At 60.6% G+C, this 22,322-nt stretch carries 17 protein-coding genes; 8 read left to right on the top strand and 9 right to left on the bottom strand.

The window, feature by feature from the left end:
• The first annotated feature begins 251 nt into the window (after nucleotides 1-251).
• Genes ACRY08_RS08875 through ACRY08_RS08865 form a run of 3 tightly spaced genes read left to right on the top strand, consistent with a single transcriptional unit; the run spans nucleotide 252 to nucleotide 3,770 of the window.
• The gene (locus tag ACRY08_RS08875; RefSeq protein ID WP_432449623.1) at nucleotides 252-992 is read left to right on the top strand and encodes a TVP38/TMEM64 family protein; all 741 of its coding nucleotides are present in this window, start codon (nucleotides 252-254) and stop codon (nucleotides 990-992) included.
• 1 nt (nucleotide 993) lies between these two features.
• Nucleotides 994-2,364, top strand: a complete 1,371-nt coding sequence (locus tag ACRY08_RS08870) for a dihydrolipoyl dehydrogenase family protein (protein WP_432449551.1) — start codon at nucleotides 994-996, stop codon at nucleotides 2,362-2,364.
• 23 nt (nucleotides 2,365-2,387) lie between these two features.
• Nucleotides 2,388-3,770, top strand: coding sequence for a sensor histidine kinase (locus ACRY08_RS08865; RefSeq protein ID WP_432449550.1), 1,383 nt, complete (start codon nucleotides 2,388-2,390; stop codon nucleotides 3,768-3,770).
• Between the two features lie 69 nt (nucleotides 3,771-3,839).
• Here ACRY08_RS08865 and ACRY08_RS08860 read toward each other — a convergent pair whose 3' ends face one another.
• The 4 genes from ACRY08_RS08860 to ACRY08_RS08845 form a co-directional block, all read right to left on the bottom strand.
• A complete protein-coding gene (locus tag ACRY08_RS08860; protein WP_432449549.1) occupies nucleotides 3,840-4,325 on the bottom strand; it encodes a fasciclin domain-containing protein in 486 nt (161 codons plus the stop codon).
• Between the two features lie 82 nt (nucleotides 4,326-4,407).
• Entirely contained in the window at nucleotides 4,408-7,605 is a 3,198-nt protein-coding gene (locus ACRY08_RS08855) for a 2Fe-2S iron-sulfur cluster-binding protein (RefSeq protein WP_432449548.1), read from the bottom strand.
• A gap of 2 nt (nucleotides 7,606-7,607) precedes the next feature.
• Nucleotides 7,608-9,263 (bottom strand): sulfatase-like hydrolase/transferase, encoded by a 1,656-nt coding sequence (locus ACRY08_RS08850; RefSeq protein ID WP_432449547.1) that lies wholly within the window; start codon nucleotides 9,261-9,263, stop codon nucleotides 7,608-7,610.
• 81 nt (nucleotides 9,264-9,344) lie between these two features.
• Nucleotides 9,345-9,962 (bottom strand): TetR/AcrR family transcriptional regulator, encoded by a 618-nt coding sequence (locus tag ACRY08_RS08845; protein ID WP_432449546.1) that lies wholly within the window; start codon nucleotides 9,960-9,962, stop codon nucleotides 9,345-9,347.
• A gap of 94 nt (nucleotides 9,963-10,056) precedes the next feature.
• Here ACRY08_RS08845 and ACRY08_RS08840 point away from each other — a divergent pair, with 94 nt between their 5' ends.
• The gene (locus tag ACRY08_RS08840; protein WP_432449545.1) at nucleotides 10,057-11,616 is read left to right on the top strand and encodes a trimethylamine methyltransferase family protein; all 1,560 of its coding nucleotides are present in this window, start codon (nucleotides 10,057-10,059) and stop codon (nucleotides 11,614-11,616) included.
• 100 nt (nucleotides 11,617-11,716) lie between these two features.
• Complete coding sequence (locus tag ACRY08_RS08835) at nucleotides 11,717-13,759, top strand: FAD-dependent oxidoreductase (RefSeq protein ID WP_432449544.1); 2,043 nt, start codon at nucleotides 11,717-11,719, stop codon at nucleotides 13,757-13,759.
• Between the two features lie 9 nt (nucleotides 13,760-13,768).
• Here the strand turns inward: ACRY08_RS08835 and ACRY08_RS08830 are convergent, their stop codons facing one another.
• From ACRY08_RS08830 to ubiA, 3 genes are all read right to left on the bottom strand, one after another.
• Nucleotides 13,769-14,098 carry a hypothetical protein gene (locus tag ACRY08_RS08830; protein ID WP_432449543.1) on the bottom strand — a complete coding sequence of 110 codons (330 nt, stop codon included), beginning with the start codon at nucleotides 14,096-14,098 and terminating at the stop codon, nucleotides 13,769-13,771.
• Between the two features lie 32 nt (nucleotides 14,099-14,130).
• Complete coding sequence (locus ACRY08_RS08825) at nucleotides 14,131-16,398, bottom strand: OmpA family protein (RefSeq protein WP_432449542.1); 2,268 nt, start codon at nucleotides 16,396-16,398, stop codon at nucleotides 14,131-14,133.
• Nucleotides 16,399-16,460: 62 nt separating this feature from the next.
• Complete coding sequence (ubiA, locus tag ACRY08_RS08820; RefSeq protein WP_432449541.1) at nucleotides 16,461-17,429, bottom strand: 4-hydroxybenzoate octaprenyltransferase; 969 nt, start codon at nucleotides 17,427-17,429, stop codon at nucleotides 16,461-16,463.
• A gap of 11 nt (nucleotides 17,430-17,440) precedes the next feature.
• On the opposite strand from ubiA, the gene ACRY08_RS08815 reads away from it, so the two are divergent.
• The 3 genes from ACRY08_RS08815 to ACRY08_RS08805 all read left to right on the top strand — a co-directional run bounded on the left by ACRY08_RS08815 (nucleotide 17,441) and on the right by ACRY08_RS08805 (nucleotide 20,102).
• A complete protein-coding gene (locus tag ACRY08_RS08815; protein ID WP_432449540.1) occupies nucleotides 17,441-18,166 on the top strand; it encodes a 16S rRNA (uracil(1498)-N(3))-methyltransferase in 726 nt (241 codons plus the stop codon).
• Nucleotides 18,163-18,669, top strand: a complete 507-nt coding sequence (locus ACRY08_RS08810) for a hypothetical protein (RefSeq protein ID WP_432449539.1) — start codon at nucleotides 18,163-18,165, stop codon at nucleotides 18,667-18,669. Before ACRY08_RS08815 ends, ACRY08_RS08810 begins: the two co-directional genes overlap by 4 nt.
• A gap of 62 nt (nucleotides 18,670-18,731) precedes the next feature.
• Nucleotides 18,732-20,102: a glutamate--cysteine ligase gene (locus ACRY08_RS08805; protein ID WP_432449538.1), complete on the top strand. Its 1,371-nt coding sequence runs from the start codon at nucleotides 18,732-18,734 to the stop codon at nucleotides 20,100-20,102.
• Between the two features lie 18 nt (nucleotides 20,103-20,120).
• Here the strand turns inward: ACRY08_RS08805 and ACRY08_RS08800 are convergent, their stop codons facing one another.
• Nucleotides 20,121-20,594: a DUF4188 domain-containing protein gene (locus ACRY08_RS08800; RefSeq protein WP_432449537.1), complete on the bottom strand. Its 474-nt coding sequence runs from the start codon at nucleotides 20,592-20,594 to the stop codon at nucleotides 20,121-20,123.
• 111 nt (nucleotides 20,595-20,705) lie between these two features.
• Nucleotides 20,706-22,109, bottom strand: coding sequence for an FAD-binding oxidoreductase (locus tag ACRY08_RS08795; RefSeq protein WP_432449536.1), 1,404 nt, complete (start codon nucleotides 22,107-22,109; stop codon nucleotides 20,706-20,708).
• Nucleotides 22,110-22,322: the final 213 nt, after the last annotated feature.

The following is a 22,322-nucleotide window of genomic DNA, read 5'->3' as shown; positions in this document are numbered from 1 at the left end:
CCGTAAATGCTCCCAATCCCGGTGGATTCGGAGCGTGTGTCATTCGAAGCCCGGTCTATAGGGGGCATTGTGGGGCAAGTCAAATGCCTGATGAAATATTTTCGCCCCTTTTGTTACATCCGTAAGCGAAATCTTCACCCCTGATCAAGCAAGCGTGAGGTGGGTGGGCAATTGGGGTGTTTGCGCTCATGTTGCCAGAAACCCAACGCGGCGTGCCCGCAAGTTTGTCCAATGGCCTGGAAAGAGCGATGATGATGACTGAACCGGATGCGGATATCCCGAAACCCGCACAGAACGCGCTTTTGCGCCGTCTGCCCTTGATCGCGATCCTTAGCGTGGCCGTGATCGGCGCGTTTACCCTGCGCGACTACCTCAGCTTCGAGACCTTGGCGCAAAATCGCGAGGCGCTGCTTGCGTTCCGGGATGCCAACTACCTGCTGACCGTTGGGGTGTTCATCGCGGCCTATGTCGTGATTGTCGGCTTTTCGCTGCCTGGCGCGACCATCGCAACGCTGACGGGCGGGTTCCTTTTTGCAACGTTCCCGGGGGTGCTTTTCAACGTGACCGGTGCCACCATCGGCGCCACCGTGATCTTTCTGGCGGCCCGTTGGGGTCTGGGCGAGAAGTTGGCTGCCAAAATGGAAGGCAGCGAAGGCGCCGTGAAAACCATCAAGGACGGGATCGACGAAAACCAGTGGTCGGTTCTGTTCCTGATCCGTCTGGTGCCCGCCGTGCCCTTCTTTGTCGCCAACCTGATCCCGGCGCTGGTCGGTGTGCCATTGCACCGGTTTGTCATCTCGACCTTCCTCGGCATCATTCCCGGCGGGCTGGTCTATACTTCGGTCGGGGCCGGACTGGGCGAGGTTTTTGCCCGCGGCGAAACCCCCGATCTGGGCATCATTTTCGAACCCCATATCCTCTTGCCCATGTTGGGGCTGGCAGCACTCGCCGCCCTGCCGATGTTGCTGAAACTCTTCAAGAAGGACGCCTGACATGGCCGAACGGATCAAAACAGATGTCTGCATCATCGGCGCAGGTTCGGGCGGGCTGTCCGTCGCGGCGGGGGCCGTGCAAATGGGGGCCTCCGTGGTGCTTTTGGAAGGCCACAAGATGGGCGGGGATTGCCTGAATTATGGCTGCGTGCCATCCAAGGCGCTCTTGCATGCAGGCAAGACCGGCATGGCATGGGACGCGGCACACGAGCATGTGCGCCAGACCATCGCCACCATCGAGCCTCATGATTCGGTCGAACGGTTTGAAGGCTTGGGTGTGCGCGTGATCACCGAATACGGCGCGTTCGTCTCGCCCAAGGAAGTGCAGGCGGGCGACTACATCATCGAAGCGCGGCGCTTTGTGATTTCGACCGGCTCGTCACCCTTTGTGCCGCCCATTCCGGGCATCGAAAACGTGCCTTACGAGACGAACGAGACGATTTTCGAGCTGAAGACACGCCCTGATCACCTGTTGATCATCGGGGGTGGACCCATCGGCATGGAAATGGCGCAGGCCCACCGCCGTCTGGGTTGCGAAGTCACGGTGATCGAAGGCGCAAAGGCGCTGGGCAGGGACGACCCTGAAATGGCCGCGCAAGTGCTCGAAGCCTTGCGGGCCGAGGGCATCGCCATTGAAGAAGAGGCGCTGGCCGCTGAAATTCGCGGTCAGGCTGGCGCGATCGAAGTCGAGGTCAAGGACGGGCGCATTTTCAAAGGCACGCATCTTCTGATGGCTGTGGGCCGCAAAGCCAATACCGACAAGTTGAACTTGTCGGCTGCGGGCATTGAACCCACCCGTACCGGCATCAAGGTCGACGCCAGCCTGCGCACCACCAACAAAAAAGTCTATGCGATTGGAGACGTCGCGGGCGGTCTGCAGTTTACCCATGTAGCAGGGTATCATGCAGGCGTGATCATCCGATCTATGCTGTTTGGGTTGCCGTCGAAACAACGTACCGACCACATCCCGTGGGCGACCTATACCGCGCCCGAGATGGCGCAGATCGGCTTGACCGAAGAACAAGCCAAGGACGCCCATGGCGACAATCTGGAAGTGGCCCGGTTCGACTTCGCGGGCAATGACCGTGCTCTTGCAACCCAACAGGCCAAGGGGTTGATCAAGGTGATGATCGTCAAGGGCCGCCCTGTTGGTGTGTCTATTGTTGGCCCGGGCGCGGGCGAGATGATCACCCTGTGGTCCCTTGCCATGGCGAACCGTTTGAAAATGGGACAAATCGCGGCCATGGTGGCGCCATATCCCACCATGGCGGAAATCAGCAAACGGGCGGCAGGGGCCTATTTCTCGCCAAGGCTCTTTGATAGTCCTATGGTGAAACGGGTTGTGGGTTTCGTGCAGAAATTCATTCCCTGATGTGATCACGCGAGGGCGCACCTGTGTTCAACACGCTATCTGGCCGATTTCTGATCCTGACGACGCTGTTTGTCATGCTGGCCGAAGTGCTGATCTTCGTGCCGTCAGTGGCACGGTTCCGGGCCGACTATCTGCAAGACCGACTTGAACGTGCGCAGATCGCCTCGCTGGCGCTTTTGGCGGACGATATGATCGCGCCCGAGCTGGAGGCAGAGCTGCTTGAAAACGCCGAGGTCTATAACGTCGTGCTGCGCCGCGATGAAATGCGCGAGCTGATGTTGTCATCGCCGTTGCCCGATGCTGTGGCCTATGATTTCGACCTGCGCGATGCGTCTGCAACTGACCTTATCCGCGACGCCATGATGCGGCTATTTGATGCCGAACCCGAGGTGATCCGCGTCATAGGTGACCCGGTGCGCGGCGGCGGTCTGGTGATCGAGGTCACCATGTGGACAGCCAAGCTGCGCGCGGCGATGATCGACTATGGGCTGAATGTTTTGGCGTTATCAGCGGTGATTTCTGTGATCACGGCGCTGCTTTTGTTCCTTGCCGTGCAAAGCCTGATCGTGCGCCCGATCAAAGGGGTTGTTGGCAATATGAAAGCCTATGCTGCCGATCCCGAAGACGCCCGCCGCATCATCTCGCCCGACACCAATGTGACTGAGCTGCGAGAAGCCGAACTGACGCTGCGCAGCCTGCAGACCGACCTGACCGGAGCTTTGAAACAGAAAGAGCGGCTGGCCCAGCTGGGCGGCGCCGTGGCGCGGATCAGCCATGACCTGCGCAACGTGCTGACCACCGCGCAGTTGTTTGCCGACCGGATGGAAAGCAGCGAAGACCCGATGGTGAAGCGGGTGGTGCCAAAGCTTGTGAACTCGATCCACCGGGCCGTCAGCCTGTGCGAAAACACACTGGCTTTTGGCAAGGCCGAGGAACCGGCCCCCTCGCTTGGCTGGGTGAACCTGGCCGACCTGGCTGGCGATATCTTTGACAGCGAACGCTTGTCGGCGGGTGAACACGACCTGTCCTTTGCCGAGGATATCCCGATGGGCCTGACCCTGCGCGCCGATCCCGAGCAACTCTACCGCGTGCTATCAAACCTTGTGCGCAACGCGCGACAGGCCATCGTTGCCACCGGCAAACCTGGCGAGATCGCGCTGCAAGCCAGCGAGACGCATAAGGATTGGCAAATTCGCGTGGCCGATACCGGGCCGGGTTTGCCCAAGACAGCGCGCGATCACTTGTTTCAGCCCTTTGCCGGCACCAACCGCAAAGGCGGGTCGGGTCTGGGTATGGCCATTGCCGCCGAACTGGTGCGTGGGCATGGCGGCAGTCTGGAACTGGAACGATCGGACGAGACAGGCACGTCCTTCGTGATCACCCTGCCCAAGGAAGTGAATACCTGACATCTTGATGGCTGCGCAAAAAAGAAGGGCCGCCTCTGCGACCCTTCCCTTCGTGACGTCTGTGACGTCTTAGCCTTCGGGCGGCATGATCACGCTGTCGATCACGTGAATGACGCCGTTTGAAGCCTCGATATCTGCCGACACCACATTTGCGTCCTGAACGGTCACGCCGGACATGGTGCCAATCTTGACCTCAGCCCCCTGAGCGGTTGCGGCCATCATGCCGTCGGACAGATCGCCCGACATCACTTTGCCCGGAACCACGTGGTAGGTCAGGATCGACACGAGCTTGTCTTTGTTCTCGGGCATCAAAAGCGTGTCCACGGTGCCATCGGGAAGGGCTGCGAAGGCCTCGTCAGTTGGGGCGAAGACAGTGAAAGGGCCATCCCCTTTCAGCGTGTCAACCAGCCCGGCTGCCTGAACGGCGGCCACAAGAGTGGTGAAGCTACCAGCCCCGACGGCCGTATCAACGATGTCTTTTGAATGGCCATCGGCAAAGGCCGGAGCGCTGATGGCAGAGGTGGCCACAAGGGCGATAAATGTGCGACGAAACATAACGTTCTCCATGTTGTTTGATACAGGGAATACGCCGCTTGGGTCCTGATGGATCATCCGCGAAGATGACGATTTTGTGATCTTACAAATCCAGGGCGATCTCGCCCTCAGCGTCTTTCGCCCGGCTTTGACACAGGATCATCGTGCTTTCGCGCTGGGCGTTGGACAGGACAAAATCGCGGTGATCGACCGCGCCTGCCAGCACGCCGCATTTGCACACGCCGCAAATGCCGTCCGAGCATTTTACGTCCACATGTATCCCGGCGGCATTCAAAGCCTCGGCGGCCGTTTCGTCGGCGCTGACTTGAACCTTCCGCCCGTCTTTCAGGCGCAATGTGAACGGGTGGTTCTCATGGTCAGGCTGCTCCGGGGCCGAAAAATATTCCAGATGCCGCGCATCTTCCGGGACCCCCTGCCGGGCGGCGGCGCCCATCACGGCCTCCATGAAGCGATCCGCCCCGCAGGCATAGACATGTGCGCCTTCAGGCGCATCCGTCAGCACCGCGTCGAAATCCGCCCGCGTGCCCTCGTTTGAGAAGTGAAAATGCACCCGATCCGCCCAGGGCATGGCGGCAAGGTCATCAAGGAAACCCGCATCTTCACGTCGGCTGGCCGAATAATGCAGCGCGAAATCCGCCCCCAGCGCGTGCAGGCGGTGGGCAAAGGCGATCATCGGCGTGATGCCGATGCCGCCACCCATCAGGAAGCTTTTGGGCGCATCTTCGACCAGTTCGAAATGGTTGATCGGATGCGACACGAAGACCTTGCGACCTTCTTTGAAAAGGCGGTGCAGCAATGCAGAGCCGCCACGCCCCTCGTCTTCGCGCAACACGCCAATCTGATAGCGGCTGCGATCAGCGGGATCGCCAGACAGCGAGTATTGCCGCAGGAAGTCCGGGGCGACCAGAACGTCCAAATGCGCCCCCGCAGTCCATATGGGCAGGTCTGAACCGTCCAAAGACGACAGCTCGTATTTCGTGACACCGGCGGTCATCTTGTCGACTTTCGACAGCACCAATTGCTGTACCGGGCTGTCCGCGGGCACCATATAGCGATGCACCATCGACAGATCCCCGCGCGCTTTGCGGGCTTTGTAGTCTTCGGCTGAAATCATCGCGTCATAGGCCGCAATGCCCGCCTCGCGATCCATCGGGAACGGGTAGGGATCGGGTGGCGGTGCAAGATCGGCGGGATAGGCGGCGAGGGTCTGGTCTTCGGGCTTCAGATCAATCTCGCGCGACAGGTCCCGGCGGTTTACGGGGGTATCCGTCGGATGATAGCCGCCATCGGCCCCAAGCTTCAGATCCCACCACCATTTCTTGACGTCATTCAGCCCGCCATTGCCTGCCATGTCATCAAGCCTCGCCAGCACCGGCGCGGCCCCCGGCAGGTTCGTCGCGGCCCAGCGCAGCGGTGCCTGTGCAAAGAGCCCTTCAAGGTTCCATGGGCAGGTTTTCATACAGCGCCCGCACATGGCCCCTCCGGGCTGGGTCACCCGGTATGTCGTGCATTTCTGCGCGTCCGGCTTCCAAATCTCATAGCCGTTGAACATCGTCTTTGGCCCGGCGGTGATCGCCCCTGAGGGGCATTCGCGTGCGCATTTGTTGCAGGCGTCACAAAACCGCTGCAACCCGAAATCAATCGGCTTGTCATGGGCCAGAGGCATATCCGTGGTCACCACGCCCGACTTCAGGCGCGGCCCCAAATAGGGGTGCAGGATCACGTCGCCAATGCGGGCAATCTCGCCCAGTCCGGCCAGCAGCAGAAGCGGCGGTTGCAGCACCGTGCCATCCATCACCGTATGCGCCTTGGCCGAATAGCCAAGGTTGCGGATTTGCTGGGCAATCACGCCCCCGATCAGCGAAAACCGCAGATAGGCGCGCATGGATTGGCTGACGGCGATCCAGTCATCACCCGACGCGCCCTCCATCGTTTCAAAGCCCTGATCGACAATCATCGATATCGCCTGATCATGGGGCGGTGTGATCTCGGCCCCTGTGGCGTCATGGCTATACCACGTCCAGTCCGGGCAGCGGCTGGTGCCCGCCGCGTCGATGCCAAGGAAATAGCTGGCCGCGCGAATGGCCGCGGCGTTGCGGTCTGCATCCGTGGGACGCGCGCCACCCGTTACAGGTCCATCCTGCAAGGGCGTGAATACCCCAAGCGCGCGGCGCTGCGCAAAGCTGGGCGCGGCCTTCTTCACATACATCCCACCCGAGGAATGCTCTTGCAGCGGTTTGCCCATGTCACCAAACTGGGAACGCGCGAACATGTCGGAGCGCTTGGGCACACGGGCGACGTTTTCTTCGTCGATATACGAGGTCGGGCTGTCCACGCGTTTGAGCCGCTCGAAGGGTAGCGGACCATCGGTGAAATCACGGCGCGCAAAGGGGTCACGGTTCAGGCCCGATTTGGCGCTGTCCACCCCAAGTTGCCACCGCAGCCCGCTCAGCGCGGTCTGCGAGGATTTCGGGCCCAGCGGCGCATCGCAAGCCAGTTCCATGTCCGTGGTCACGACAGCCAGACCAAAGCGGGTCCCCAGCCAAGGGGCATGGGCGGTTTTGCCCTCTGCCCATGCCAGTCCCGCCTGCACCGCAAGTCGCGCCATATGCACGTCGCTGGCCGCACCCGTGTGGGCCTTGGCGTCGAATCCCAGCAGGCGAATGTAGTTGGCAATGACCACGGCGGTCTCAGCCGACAGCAGGCAGGCGCGCTGATCCTGCGCGTCGATAATCCAATCCGCGCCGGGTTCATCCGCGCGCGGGTCACGGGGGTGTTCGTAAAGGAAGACAATGGCATGGCTGTGGTCGCGCACGTCCCGCGCGGGGCGTTTCACACTGTCTTTCAACTCGGCCATCAACACATCAACCCCAGCGGCGAGTGTCTTTACTTCGCGCGTGTCGAGCGCATGCATCAGGTCAGAGATGCCGGGGTTTTGGATCGGGTCAGGGAGGTGGTCGGCGGGCGTGACCCGGGTGATCCCCACCATGGAGGCATCCGAGAAATAGCCGAACGCCCTCAGGTGATTGGCGCGTTCCTGCGGGTCACTCGGAATAGTGGAGCGTGCCGCGTTCACATCTCCATCCCTGATCAGGTCCAGCGCCGCTTGGTAAGGCGCCATGGCGTTGACAAGGTTTTCGGGTTGCTCGGGCCGGGCAAAGCTGATGGGCGTGGGCGAAGCCAATCCGTCCAGCCCCGGCGCGTGATCCGCACGGGTCAGACGCTCCAACGGGTAGGGGCCCAGGTGCACCGGTCGGTTCTTGGTCGAAAACAGCCGCATCTTCACGCCTTATCGACCGGTGTGGCTTTGCCGGAATAAGCGGTCAGGTAGTCTTCGGGGATGTCTTCATCGCCAAAAAGGCCCAGCAGGATGCCGACCTTGCCCGAGCCCCCTTTGCGCCGGGCCATGATCTGATCGTCGGACACGGTGGTGCGTTGGGATTGGCGGCGCGCCCAGTCATGCAGGTGGTCATAAAGCATGGCGATCACCTCGACATGATCTTCTGAGGCACCCAGATCCACCAACTCGTCCGGGTCGGTTTCAAGGTCAAAGAGCATCGGGCGGAAGCCGCCCTCGGCATGCATCATTTTCCAGCGATCCGTGGTGACCATGAACAGCCGGCAATCCTTCGGGTCCAGCCCCAGCTTCACCGCAGCGCCCGAGGTCGAATAGTCATATTCACTGATCGCATAGTCGCGCCAGCCCACGTCGCGCCCTTCCAAGAGTGGCAGCAGGGACCGGCCTTCAAGGATGTGGTCGGGCACCGTGCCGCCCGCCATCTCGACGAATGTCGCGGCCAGGTCGATCTGTTCCACCAGCTTGTCACACACTGTACCGCGGGTTGCATCGGCCGTGGCGCGCGGATCGGCAATGATCAGCGGCACGCGCACGGACGGGTCGTGGAACAGGTCTTTCTCGCCCATCCAGTGATCGCCCATATAGTCGCCATGATCCGAGGTCAGCACAATCACGGTATTGTCCGCCTGTCCGCTGTCCTCAAGGTAATCCAGCAGCCGCCCAAGCTGGTCGTCGCATTGCTTGATCAGGCCCATATAGGCGGGGATCACGGTTTCGCGCACCTCGTCGCGGGAAAAGGCGGTGCCAATGCCGCCCTCCATATAGGCGCCATAAACGGGGTGCGGGTCGCGGCGTTCTTCCTCTGACCGAACCACCGGCTTGATGTGATTATGCCCATACATATCGTGATAGGGCGCGGGCACGATATAGGGCCAGTGCGGCTTGATGAAACTGACATGGGCACACCATGGGGCCTTGCCCTTTTGCGCGTCGATGAAGTCGATGGTGCGCGCGGTGAGCCACGGGGTTTCGCTGTCTTCCTCGCGGATATTGGCGGGTTTGTCGGCATGCATCATCAGGAAACCGGACGCGATGTCGCCTTCGTCCGTCACGCCCGCATTGGCGTTGTCATGCCAGGGATTGTCCGACGGATACCCCTTGGCCTTGAGGTATTCGTTATAGGGCGAGCGCTTCTGGTCATAAAACCCCGCCGGACCCTCGGCCCAGAGCCCATCATCGCGGATCCAGACGTCGAACCCACATTCCTCGACCCGCGCACCGATCACGCTGTCGGGCGACAGGCCCAGCCGCGCCATGCCCTCGGCATCCGCTTTCATATGGGTCTTGCCAATCAGCCAGCAGCCCATGCCCGCCTTGCGCAGGTGGTCGCCCATTGTGATCTCGCCCACTTTCAGGGGGAAGTTGTTAAAAGACGCGCCGTGAGAGGACACATAGCGCCCGGTGTAGGTGCTCATCCGGCTGGCACCACAGACGGGGGACTGGCAATAGGCCCGATCAAACCGCACGCCGCGCGCCGCCACCCGGTCGAAATTTGGCGTGTCCAGTGTCGGGTGGCCTGCGCAGCTGAGGTAATCAAAGCGCAGCTGGTCATACATGATGAACAGGATGTTGGGTGCCATGACATGTCCTTATGCGGTCGTTTTTATTGCAACGATCGCAGTTGAACACGTAAGGCGTGGGTGATCCAGTCTAAATTGGATTCAATATCCATTTCTATTCATAAAGCGCTGAACCTCACCCGCCGTGGGTGTCCTGCCGGTGAAAATCTCAACATATGCAGGAATTTTGGCGATTCTCTCTTCCGGGTCTTCTCGAACTTCCATGGCGATATAGCCAACCTGCGTATAAAGGATCGCCAAGGTGCGCAGCTCGGCTTCTTCTTCGGGATATCCAAAACGTTGGAACATGCCCGATATAGCTGCCTTGCGTCTGGCGTCGGCGCGGTCGAGCCTTTCCGCCAGGGCAGGATCCGTTCGCGCCCAGTTTCGAATGGCGAAATCCAAAGAGGCGTCGAAAAGGTCTGGGTTGATCCAGCAGTCCTGCAGGTTCAGGGCCGCTTCGCAGATGGTTTCGGCATAGGCGTTGCAGCGGGCCACAAGGTTGCCCGTGTTCTTATCCTCCCAACGGGCAATGATTGCGTCCAGCAGCGCCTCGCGGTCGCGGAAATGGTGGTAGAACCCGGTGCGGGTCAGGCCCAGCCTTTGGGCCAGCGGCATGATCTTTACGCCCTCCACCCCCGCTTCCAGCAGCAATGCATGGGCGGCTTCCAACCACATTTTTTCGGTCGCTCTTGGGCGGTTTTGTCGTTTTTGGATCATGCGGGGCACTCTAAAGATATTGACACATGTGTCAAACGCACTGACGCTTATGTCAAAGGTGACTCGCGCTGGGCGCATCAGGGAGGACATTGCGATGAGCGAAACTTCGGTAAAGCGACGGCGCAGCCGCGGCAATCGGCAGGTGCGTGACGCATCGCCGGGGCAGAACCCGCATCTGGAACGGCCCTATATTAAACGCGGCATTCCCACGTATGACATCCTTGGCGACGAAGCTTTGGAGCAGATCGAAGCAACAGCTGAGCGCATCATGGCAGAGATCGGCATCGAATTTCGCGATGACCCGGATACGGTCGAGATGTTTCGCAAAGCCGGTGGCGAGGTCACGCAAATTGACCCGACCCGTTGGAACATCAAATTTGCGCCCGGCATGATCCGCGAGATATTGAAGTCCGCACCGGGTGTTTTCACCCAACACGCGCGCAACCCCGCCAACAATGTAGAGATTGGCGGCGACAACGTGGTGTTTGCGCCCTCCTATGGCAGCCCCTTCGTGATGGATTTGGACAAGGGGCGACGCTACGGCACCATCGAGGACTTCCAGAACTTCGTGAAGCTGGGGCAGATGAGCCCGTGGCTGCACCATTCGGGCGGGACCGTGTGCGAGCCCACCGATATTCCCGTGAACAAACGCCACCTCGATATGGTCTATGCCCATATGCGTTTCTCAGACCGGCCCTTCCTTGGCTCGATCACCGCGGCTGAACGTGCGGCTGATAGTGTCGAGATGTGCCGGGTTCTGTTCGGCGCTGATTTTGTCGACAAGAATTGCGTGATCATGGGCAATTTCAACACCACAAGCCCCTTGGTGCTGGACGGTGTGACCACGCAGGGCATTCGCGAATATGCACGGGCGGGGCAGGGGTCCATTCACCTGCCATTCCTGTTGGGTGGGGCGGTGTCGCCCCTGACCATGGCCGGGTCCATCGCGCAATGTCTGGCCGAAAGCATGGTGTCTTGCGCTGTGGCGCAGCTGGAACGCCCCGGCGCACCGGTGGTGCTGGCGAGCTTCCTGAGTTCCATGTCTCTGCGCTCTGGCTCTCCGACTTTTGGTACGGCGGAGCCTGCTGTGGGCAGTCTGGTTTACGGCCAGCTGGCGCGACGGTTGAACCTGCCCTTGCGCTGCGCGGGGAACTTCTCGACCTCGAAACTGCCGGATGCGCAGGCCATGCAACAGGCGATGATGTCGATGATGTCAGCCGTGCAATGTGGTGCAAATTTCCTTTTGCATTCGGCGGGTTTTCTGGATGGGCTTTTATCCATGTCCTACGAGAAGTTCATGTTGGATTTGGATCTGTGCGGGGCGCTGCATGCCTATATGGACGGGGTCACGGTGAACGAGGACACTCTGGCGTTTGAGGCACTGGCCGAGCAGGGACCGGGCGAACATCTGTTTTCGACCGCCCACACGATGCGCCACTACAAGACCGCCTATTACGACAGTGCGCTTGATGACAATCAGCCATGGGAGACATGGGACGAGCAGGGCGAGGTCGACATGGCCACCCGCGCCAATGCGCGCTGGAAAGCCCAGCTTGCCGCCTACGAGGCGCCGGGGATGGATCCGGCGACGGATGAGGCGCTGAAGGATTTCGTGGCGCGCAAGAAAGCTTCGATGGAAGACGCCTGGTATTGAGGGTGGAAGGGGGCTTTGCCCCCGCGTCTGCGACGCTCCCCCAAGGTACTTATGACAAGAAAATGAGGGCGGGTAGGCCCTAAGCCAAAAAGGATGGATGATGTCAAACGATCCCCTATTGCAGCCGTATCAACTGGGTCACCTGACGTTGAGAAACCGGATCATGACCACGAGCCATGAACCGGCTTATCCAGAAGACGGCATGCCAAAGGAACGTTACGCCGCCTACCACGCCGAACGTGCCAAGGCAGGGGTTGCCATGACCATGACGGCTGGGTCTGCGGCCGTGTCAAAGGACAGCCCTCCGGTTTTCAACAACATCCTCGCCTATAAGGACGAGGTGGTCCCGTGGATCAGAAACCTGACCGATGCCGTGCACGAACACGGTGCGGCCTGCATGATCCAGCTGACCCATTTGGGGCGGCGCACGGGGTGGAACAAAGGTGATTGGTTGCCGCCCGTGTGTTCAACGCCGCATCGGGAACCGGCGCACCGGGCCTTCCCCAAGATGGCAGAAGACTGGGACATTGCGCGGATCATTTCCGACTTCGCGGACGCGGCGGAACGCATGAAGGCGGGCGGAATGGATGGGGTCGAGGTTATGACTCACGGGCATTTGCTGGACCAGTTCATCTCGCCTCTGACCAACCATCTTGAGGGGCCCTATGGTGGAGAGCTGGCCGGGCGAATGAAGCTGACGCTGGACATCATTGATGCCGTGCGCGACCGCGTGGGGCGTGAATTTATCGTGGGCGTGCGCTTTGCCCCGGACGAGGTCGAAACCGGTGGAATTGATCCCGAGATGGGCATGGAGATCGCCAAAATGCTGCGCGATAGCGGGCAGGTCGACTACCTGAACATCAACCGGGGGCGCATTCACACCGACCCGGCGATGACGGATATGATCCCCATTCAGGGCGCGCCGTCTTCGCCGCATCTGGATTTCGCAGGCCGTGTACGGGCCGAGGTCGGCATGCCCACCTTCCACGCTGCGCGCATCGCGGATGTGGCCACGGCACGTCATGCCGTCGCCTCGGGTCAGCTTGATATGGTCGGGATGACGCGTGCGCATATGGCCGACCCGCATATCGTGCGAAAGATCATCGAGGGGCGCGAAGACGATATCCGGCCTTGCGTGGGCGCCACCTATTGTCTGGATCGCATCTATCAGGCCGGCGATGCGCTGTGCATGCATAATGCCGCCACCGGGCGTGAGCTGACGATGCCGCATGTGGTTGACCCTGCGGATGAGAAACGAAAGGTTGTTGTTGTGGGCGCTGGGCCTGCTGGGTTGGAAGCGGCGCGCGTCGCAGCCGAACGTGGGCACGATGTGACCGTGTTCGAAGCGCAACCTGATCCGGGTGGGCAGCTGCGTCTGGCCGCGCAAACGCCACGCCGTCGCGAGATGATTGGCATCGTCGACTGGCGTATGTCCCAATGCGCTGCCCGCGATGTGACATTCCATTTCAACACTTGGGCCGAAGCATCGGATGTGCTGGCTCTGGACCCTGATGTGGTGATTGTTGCAACCGGCGGCTTGCCGAACCTGACGCTGTTTGAAACCAAAACCGATCAGGATCTGGCCATCAGCGCGTGGGATGTGATTGCCGGGGATGTGAAATGTGCAGGTGACGTTCTGATCTATGACGAAAGCGGTGATCACCCAGCGCTTCAAGCCGCCGAGATTGCGGCCCAAGCCGGGGCGAATGTCGAGGTTATGACCCCGGACCGCATGTTCGCGCCCGATATCATGGCCATGAACCTTGTCCCCTATATGCGCTCGCTTCAGCCCAAGGGCGTGAAGTTCACAGTGACCGAACGGCTTCTTGGCATTGCGCGAGATGGCAATCGGTTGAAGGTCACACTGGGAACGGATTATTCGGATTTCACCCGCGAAGCGACCTATGATCAGGTGGTGGTAAACTATGGAACGCTGCCGCTGGATGACCTCTATTTCGACCTGAAAGAGCAGTCGTCAAACCGGGGAGAGACCGACCAAGACGCGCTGATCAACGGGCGCGTTCAGGCCATTCAGACCAACCCGGAGGGGCGCTTTCAGCTGTTTCGCATCGGAGATGCCGTATCCGCACGCAATACCCATGCGGCGATCTATGATGCCCTGCGTTTGGTGAAGGATATTTGAAACGCGGGGTCAGCTTTGCTGGGTCACGCGTTCAATATAGGCGCGCAGCTCTTCGGCCTCGTGACGTGCGTCGCGCAGCCCATCCATGGCCGCGCGCAATTCGGCTTCGGTCTGGTGCATCTGGTTGGACATCTCGGCCTCGCGAGACTGTAGGTAGGTGATCGCCTGATCACGCGTCTCTTCAGCCTCGTGCAGGGCCTGCGCCATCTTGTCCAGCTCGCTCATTTCGTTCCCGGAAACCTGAACGAAGCGGTGCACCAGCCAATGCGCGAACCAGCCCAAGAGGAACGCCACGAAGAGGATGATGGCTGTGACGATGATAAACTCTGTTCTGTTCATCGGGTCTGGTCCTTGTTCAAATCTGGGTTGGTTTAACGTTCAGGGCGGGGAAGTGGGCGGATGTCATCTGCGCCGGGGGCCTGAATGCCAAACGGTGGGGTTTTCTCTGGGTCCTCGGGCGTCGCGGCGGCGTCTTCTGCGCTGGGTGTTTCAGCGTTTTCGGGGGCTGTTGCCGCATCCGATGCGCCCTCTTGCGCATTGGGCGCGGGTTCAGATGCAGTGTCATCCTCTGTCGGCGTTTCCGCAGCTGCTCCCGCGGCGTCTGCGGTATCTGGGGCGTCAGACTCAGCAACCGCCTGTTCTGCCTCTGCTGGCGGAGTGTCCTCTGCGCCTTCCGCGGCGGGTGCGGGTTCGGCCGCTTCATCCGCGCTTGTATCGGCTTCTGTGACCGCATCCGTACCCTGATCCGTCGCCGTTGCGGCTTCCGTCTGGGCGGTGGCGTCGCCGTCTCCGTTTTCTGATGCGTCACTGGCGGGCTGAGGCTGGTCCAGCAGGTGGAACTCGATCCGACGGTTGGCCTCGCGCCCGTCTTCCGTTCCATTATCTGCAACCGGATCAGCTTCGCCATAGCCCTTCGCCGTCAGGTTAGATGTCAGGATGCGGCGTGCCAGCAAGGCGTTCAACACCGCCTGCGCCCGGTTCTGCGAAAGCGAGCGGTTCATTTCTTCGCGGCCCTGACTGTCGGTGTAGCCTGCAATTTCCATGCGAACATCCGCGCAGCCGCGCATGACCTCGGCAATCTTGTCGATAGTGCCTGCGGCAGAGGCCTCGATATTGGCAGAGCCGGGGGCAAAGGTGATTTTCGATTCTGCCAGCAGCGCGTTGATCTGGCCTGCACATTCCTGAGGGCTGGGCAAATCATGGGTCGGATCAAGTTCTTCCTGATAGGTCACATTCACCCGGAAATCTTCAGAGGCGCCAAGCTTGTCCCCCATCAGGCGTGAGATTTTTGCGCTGGCGTCGGGGTCGCCAGTTGTGCCCCGAATGTCGATCACCTCCGGTTGCACCACGATCGATCCGCTGACCAGAAAGGACAGGGCTTCAAGCGCAGCCAGAACGCGGCTTGGCCAATTGCCGGGCAAATCCTGATCCAGGCGTGTGGCAGCATAGACATTCTCGGTACCGAAGGCCGCGCGGGCAAAGCTGTCAGTGGCGCTGCGCTGCGTTTCATCGGACAGGCGCCCGCGCAGTTGCACAAGGCCTTCCGGGCTGCGGGTTGCGACAAATTCCGGCGGGCCGCTGCCTTCGCCGCTGCCGTCTATCTTCACCGGTTCGGGCAGGATGGCGTGCAGCGAATAAAGGTCGGGAAGATCGGCTTCCAGCTCGCCGACGATCCGGTCGAAGTTGGCCTGCGACGTTGTTGCGGGGGCAACCAAAGTGACATCCGCGTCTGAGAAGGTGATCGAGCCACCTTCAAGCGTCGCAAGGGCCTTGATGCTTGTGACAACCGCATCTGGCCAGTCCGGTGAGGGAACGCCCAGTCCTATGGTGCAGTCAGCCTTGCCGGTCATGCCGGCTTCGACCGCTGCTGATATAATCTCTGCCCGTCCAACGCTGTCATGGGCCGAGCAGGCATCGAACCGCGCGCCATCCTCGTCGATCAGAAAGCGCAAGGTGAAGGGGGTGATGACCGGGCGCGGCGCGGAAATATCAACGGCCAGAAGAACCGCACGCGGCGCTTCTTTTTTCAAAGACTTTTCCCAGCGGGTTTTTTCTTCGACACTGTCGGAAATGGCGGTGATCGCCACCCGGTCTGCAGCCATCGAAATTTTGGAACGCGGCAGTGTCTTCAGTGCATATAGCGCAAATTCGAGGGCGTCGTCCCAGTTGTCCGGCACCGGGTAATCAGCGCTCTCCAACAGGTCGGTGACATGCGTGTCGCGCGCGATCTTGCCGATTTGATCGGTCAGCGCCTCGCGGTCGGTCGCTGCCGGGATCAGGCCGATCAACGAAATACCCGCATCATTGCGCAGAATTTCCATCGAGAAACGAGGCGGTTTGATGGCTTCGGCAGCTGGCACCGTCATATTGTCGATCACGCGGGCCGCATCTACAACGCCCCCTGCTGCGGACAGGGCCCGAAATCTGCTGGCCTCGTTTTTAGCGGTGCCTGACAGCACGACCTGCAACCCATCAGTTTCGACCGTCGCCCAGTCATGTCCCATCAGCACAAGCTGGTCCTTGACCGCGTCCTGCGACCGGGTTTCCACCGCGATCACGGCAAGGCGTGCTGCGGTCAGGCACAACAGGGCGGCCACGACGATGATGGCGGGGGCCACAAAGATCCGGGGAAGGTTCATGATCGGAACGGGTCTCTTGGATGTCTTTTAGGTTTCTTATTGAGAAGCCAGCGAATGTGCAATCAAAGCCATGCGGCAATGGCAAGAAACGGCACAAGGATCAGGCCCGTATTGCGGTTTGATCGAAACAGCATCAGGCAGTTTTGCGCATCAGACGTGTCCAATTGCCGCAATTGCCATGCCAGATGCCAACCAAGCGCCCAGACGCCTCCCAGAGCCAACACCATGGAAAGCGGGTTCTGAGTTGGGGCAAGCGCCGCGATCACAGCAGCGCCCAAGAGCGTCACAGTGGCAATCAGAAACCACATCAACCAGCGTGCGCTGTTGTCTGCGAACAGGCGTGCTGTGGATTTCACCCCGATCAGCGCGTCATCTTCGGTGTCCTGATAGGCATAGATCGTATCGTAAAAGAGCGTCCAGGCGATGCCCGCGCCGTAAAGCAGCACCGCAGGCAACTCCAACCGGCCAGTATGAGCTGTCCACCCAACCAGCGCCCCCCAGTTGAAAGCCACGCCCAAAAACACCTGCGGCCACCATGTGAACCGCTTGGCAAACGGGTAGACGGCGACCGGCAGTAGCGCGGCGATACCCAGAAGGATAGTCGCGTTATTGAAGGTCAGAAGGATGCCGAAGGAGATCAGCGCCTGCAGCCCCATCCAGAAGACGGCCTGCCTGACGCTGACCTGACCCGACGGGATTGGGCGGCTTTTGGTGCGTTCGACCTGTGCGTCAAAATGCCGGTCCGTGATGTCGTTCCATGTGCAGCCTGCGCCCCGCATCAGGAAAGACCCGATGGCGCAGCCCAGCGCGATCCAAAAGTCATAAATCCCAAACGTTCCGTCATGAGCCGCGGCCAGAAGCAGCCCCCACCAACAGGGGATCAGCAAAAGCCAGGTGCCAATCGGCCGGTCTGCCCGGCTGAGCCTGAGATAGGGTCGCGACCATGCGGGCGCGCGGTGATCCACCCAATTGCCCGTATAGGCGTCGGAAACCTGCCCTTTCGGGTCTGGCAAATCGGCGTTGGGGGTCATAGGTTTCCCTCATGAAACAGGCAAAAGTCCGGCTCTATGTAGATCACCCTTTGGCCCAGGGGCAAACCGTTTCGCTGGATCGCGATCAGGCGCATTACCTTTTCGGGGTGATGCGGCTGGGGGTGGGCGACCTTGTGGCGCTCTTCAACGGGCGCGATGGCGAGTATCCCGCCCGTGTGATCGAAGCCGGGAAGCGCAAAGGCGTTTTGGAATGCGAAGTGCAGTCAAAGCCTTTGCACATGCCGCCTGACCTGTGGCTGTGCTTTGCGCCAATCAAAAAGGCGCGCACGGATTTCATTGTCGAAAAAGCCGCCGAGATGGGCGCAGCCCTGATCCAGCCAATGTCGACCGAGTTCACCAACTCCGAACGCATCCGCCGTGACCGTTTGCAAGCACACGCGGTCGAGGCTGCCGAGCAATGCGGTGGCACCTATGTGCCCGAGGTCGTGGACCTGATGCGCATGGACAAGCTGTTGGACGCTTGGCCCGACGACCGTCAGATCATGTTCTGTGACGAGGCTCTGGTCGGGGCAGCTGAGACATTGACCGCTGCAAGTGGCCACCGCTGGGCGATTTTCATCGGCCCGGAAGGCGGGTTTTCCGACCGCGAACGGGCACGTCTTCACGCGATGGAGAACGCCCACCTCGTCAGCCTCGGCCCCCGCATCCTGCGCGCCGACACCGCCGCCGTTGCCGCCATGACCATGTGGCAGCAGGTGCTGGGGGATTGGGGATGATCCGGCCAGAGCTTCATGCGCCGCTGCATCGCTATCGCGAGGCGCTTGTGGGCGCGGCGGTAGCCCTGCTTGGCCTGTGGTGGGCATGGGGCGCGCTTGGCTTGGTCAAATGGATGGGAGTGACCCTGGCGGCGATCGGCGGCGTGATTCTGTGGTCTGGTCTGCGCCGAGCCCGCATTCGATCAGCCCATGGCGGGGTCGGTGTCGTGAAAATCGACGAACGTCAGGTGACCTATCTGGCGCCGATGGGGGGCGGTTTTGCCTCGCTTGATGATGTGATGCAGATCGAGATTGGGAAAGATCTGGCTGGGCTGCCTGTCTGGCGCTTTCGGCAATTTGGCGAGGTTTTGACCATACCTGCCCGCGCAACAGGCGCCGAGGCGATCTTTGACGCGCTCACGGCTTTGTCCGGCGCCCATATCGACGCGGCCATTCGCGCCGTGAACACGCCACCCAATGACACTGTCGTGATCTGGCAGCGTGCCGTCGCGAAGCTGCATTGACACTGGCGGCGGCTTGCCCCACGACTGGAGCCCCTTAGGGGCGTTTTCTACAGGAGCCGAACATGTCCATTCCTCAGTCCGGTGGTGGCCCGATCACCCATCACGATCAGCTGGCGCAGTTTCTGGAAAGTGGCTGCAAGCCGCGTGAGACGTGGAAGATTGGCACCGAACACGAGAAGTTCGGTTATTGCAAGGACACGCTGAAGCCGTTGCCCTATGACGGGGATCGGTCAATCCTGAAAATGCTGGAAGGGCTGCGCGACCGGTATAACTGGACCGAGGTGCGTGAGGCGGGCAACCTGATTGGGTTGGAGCGCGAGGGCGCTAATATCTCGTTGGAACCCGGCGGGCAATTTGAGCTGTCCGGTGCGCCTTTGGACAACATCCATCAGACCTGCGACGAGGTGAACGAACACCTGCGTGAAGTGCATGAAATCGCAGATGAAATCGGCGCGCGTTTCATCGGTCTGGGGGCCGCACCCGAATGGACGCATGATGAGATGCCGGTGATGCCCAAGGGGCGTTACAAGCTGATGACCGACTATATGGACAAGGTCGGCACCCACGGCAAACAGATGATGTATCGGACCTGCACCGTGCAGGTGAACCTCGATTTCGCGTCCGAGGCCGACATGGTGCAGAAGTTCCGTGTTGCGCTGGCGCTGCAGCCAGTTGCCACTGCGCTCTTCGCCAATTCTCCGTTCTTCGAGGGCAAACCCAACGGCCACAAATCATGGCGCTCGCGCATCTGGCGCGATCTGGATGGCGCACGCACCGGCATGCTGCCTTTCGTCTTTGAAGACGGCATGGGGTTTGAGCGCTACGTCGACTACGCGCTCGATGTGCCGATGTATTTTGTCTATCGCGATGGCGAGTATATCGATGCGCTGGGCCAGTCGTTCCGCGACTTTATGCAAGGCAAACTGCCCGCGCTGCCCGGTGAAACGCCGACACTGAGCGACTGGGCCGATCACCTGACCACGATTTTCCCCGAGGCACGGATCAAACAATATATGGAGATGCGCGGCGCCGATGGTGGCCCGTGGCGTCGCCTCTGCGCGCTGCCCGCTTTGTGGGTCGGGTTGATGTATGACCAATCAAGCCTCGATGCAGCATGGGATCTGGCCAAGGGCTGGGACGCTGAAACCCGCGAGGCACTGCGTGTGGCAGCGTCGGTCGAGGGGCTGCAGGCCGAGGTAAACGGCATCCGCATGCTGGATCTGGCGGGCGAGGTGGTGAAGATCGCCGAAGGCGGGTTGAAAGCCCGCGCCCGTGTTGGCAGCGGTGGCATGGTGCCTGATGAAACCCACTTCCTGAACGCGCTTCAGGAATGCATCGAAGAAGGCCGCTCGCCCGCCTGCGAGCTGCTGGGCAAGTATCACGGTGAATGGGATGGGGATCTGAGCCGGATTTACGACGAGTATAGCTACTAGGCCAAACGGCCGCGTGATCTAGCCCCCCAGCCGGGTGCGCGCCTCGCTGCGTTTGCCCGTCGCGGGGACAAGCTCTGTCGCCTTTCCAAGCCCTAAGGGCGGCATGCCGGAGTAGACCGTTTCATACTGGCCTGCTTTGACCAAATAGGTTTCATGCCAGATGCCCACATCGCTTCGATCCGCCTTCATCGCTTTGTTGAAGGCAATCCAGGCCGGGTAATGCTCTTGATCCGGGTCCCGTGCATATCGTTCCAGATGCTCAAAGCTGCGCCAGTACTGCACCAAATTGCCGAACCCCAACCCGGTCTGGCCCAGAAACCCCGTCTCTTCCACGGGTTGTCTGGACAGTTCTTTCAGCATTTTGGGCATCGCCGTGATAGCGGGCACCCATTTGTGCAGCTTCCACGGTTTGTTGACCCGCATCCCGATCAGGAACACGACAAAGTCGCCCTCGATATTGGCGGTCATTCGGTCGGCAATCACTTTTGACATTCCATGTTTCCCTCTTGGTCGCAATACCCGTGCCAGTAGGGCCAAGTTGGGGCGGCAATGCAAGGTTGGGTATGTGCACGGTTGACGCTGTGCACATGCAAAGGTGGTGTTCTAAGGCAACACCTTGCCCGGGTTCATGATCCCTTTCGGATCTAGCGCCTGTTTGATCTGACGCATCACAGTCAGCGCCACCGGGTCTTTGCGCCGTTGCATCGAGGGAAGCTTCGACAGCCCGATCCCGTGCTCGGCTGAGAAACTACCGCCCATGTCGCGCACCACATCCTCGACCCGTTCCATTATGGGATCGCACAGCGCTGCATCGCTGGGGAAAACCGCGTAGTGGATGTTGCCATCGCCCAGATGGGCAACCTCTAGCACCTTCGCAATCGGGTCCAGCTTGGTAAGCTCATCCCCCATCCGATCCAGAAACGCCTCTACCCTGTCCAGTGGCAGGGCGATGTCATTGTTAACGAGCGGTTGCCGCCCCAGAACCACCTCCGCGGCGGCTTCGCGGCGTTCCCACATCTCGGTGCGTTGGGTGTCGTTCTGGGCGATCACGGCGTCCAAGACAGTGCCGTCCTCCATGAAGCCCACAAGCACCTCTTCCAAATAGGTGGTCAGGGGCTGGCTGCCGTCTGCGCCCGGTTCCACGTCGCGCGGGGCGTTTGATGCAATCTCGGTCAGGATGTTGATCTGGTGGCGATCTTCAAAAGGCGCGCGCAGGTCAGGGCGCGTGTTTGCCAGCGCCTCCAGATAGCGGCCGGGCATGTATTCGAACGCCTCGACCGCGCCGCCAGTGACTTCTTGCAGGCGGTTCAGAACCGACAGCGCCGTGTCCAGCCGGTCCACCGCAATCATTGCCGTGGCGCGGGCACGCGGTGCGGGCACCAGTTTCAGGACCGCGCCGGTGATCACAGCCAATGTGCCCTCGGACCCGATCAAGAGGTCGCGCAGGTCATATCCGGAATTGTCCTTGTGCAGCTCGCTCATCAAATCGAGCACCTCACCGCCGGGCAACACCGCCTCGATGCCCAGACACAGCGCGCGCATATTGCCGAATTTCAGCACATTCGACCCGCCCGCATTGGTGGCCAGCATGCCCGCGATCATGCACGATCCCTTGGCGCCGAATGTCATGGGAAAGCGCAGGTCGTGTTCGGACACGGCATCATGCAGAGCCTCCAACACCACGCCCCCATCCACCAGCGCCAGACGTGCGGCGGGCTTGATCGCGCGAATGCGGTTCATCCGGGCAAGCGACAAAAGCAAGCTGCCCGCGGGGGCCTGCGCGCCGCCCGACAGGCCGGTGTTGCCCGAGACCGGCACGATGTGCACAGCGTGTTCCTGCGCCAGCGCCATGATCTGGCTGACTTCCTTCGTGGAGCCGGGGCGCAGCACCGCCAGCGGGTGGCTGTCGTATTTGCCGACCCAATCGCGCGCCCAGGGGGCCATATCCGCACCCGTCAATACATGTGCGGCCCCGATGGCACCGCGCAACTTGTCCAGAATATCCATGCCTGCTCCTTTGCTTGGGCGCAGTCTATGCCCAGTGCTTTGTCGGGCCAAGAGGCGTGACATGTGGCGTGACAGAGGCGCGAGGGGATGCTAAAGCGTTTCGACCTATTGTTGAGGCGCGACAATAGGTCGAAACGCGCGGAACCTATCAATGATGTGGGCGTTTCGAAATCAAGTTGTGATCCAACTTAATCTCGAAACGCTTTAGCGATT

The sequence above is a fragment of the Aliiroseovarius marinus genome (assembly GCF_050881025.1).
GTDB classification, from domain to species: domain Bacteria; phylum Pseudomonadota; class Alphaproteobacteria; order Rhodobacterales; family Rhodobacteraceae; genus Aliiroseovarius; species Aliiroseovarius marinus_A.
Note: the sequence above shows the minus strand (reverse complement) of the source record. Positions and strands in the feature narration are given on the sequence as shown.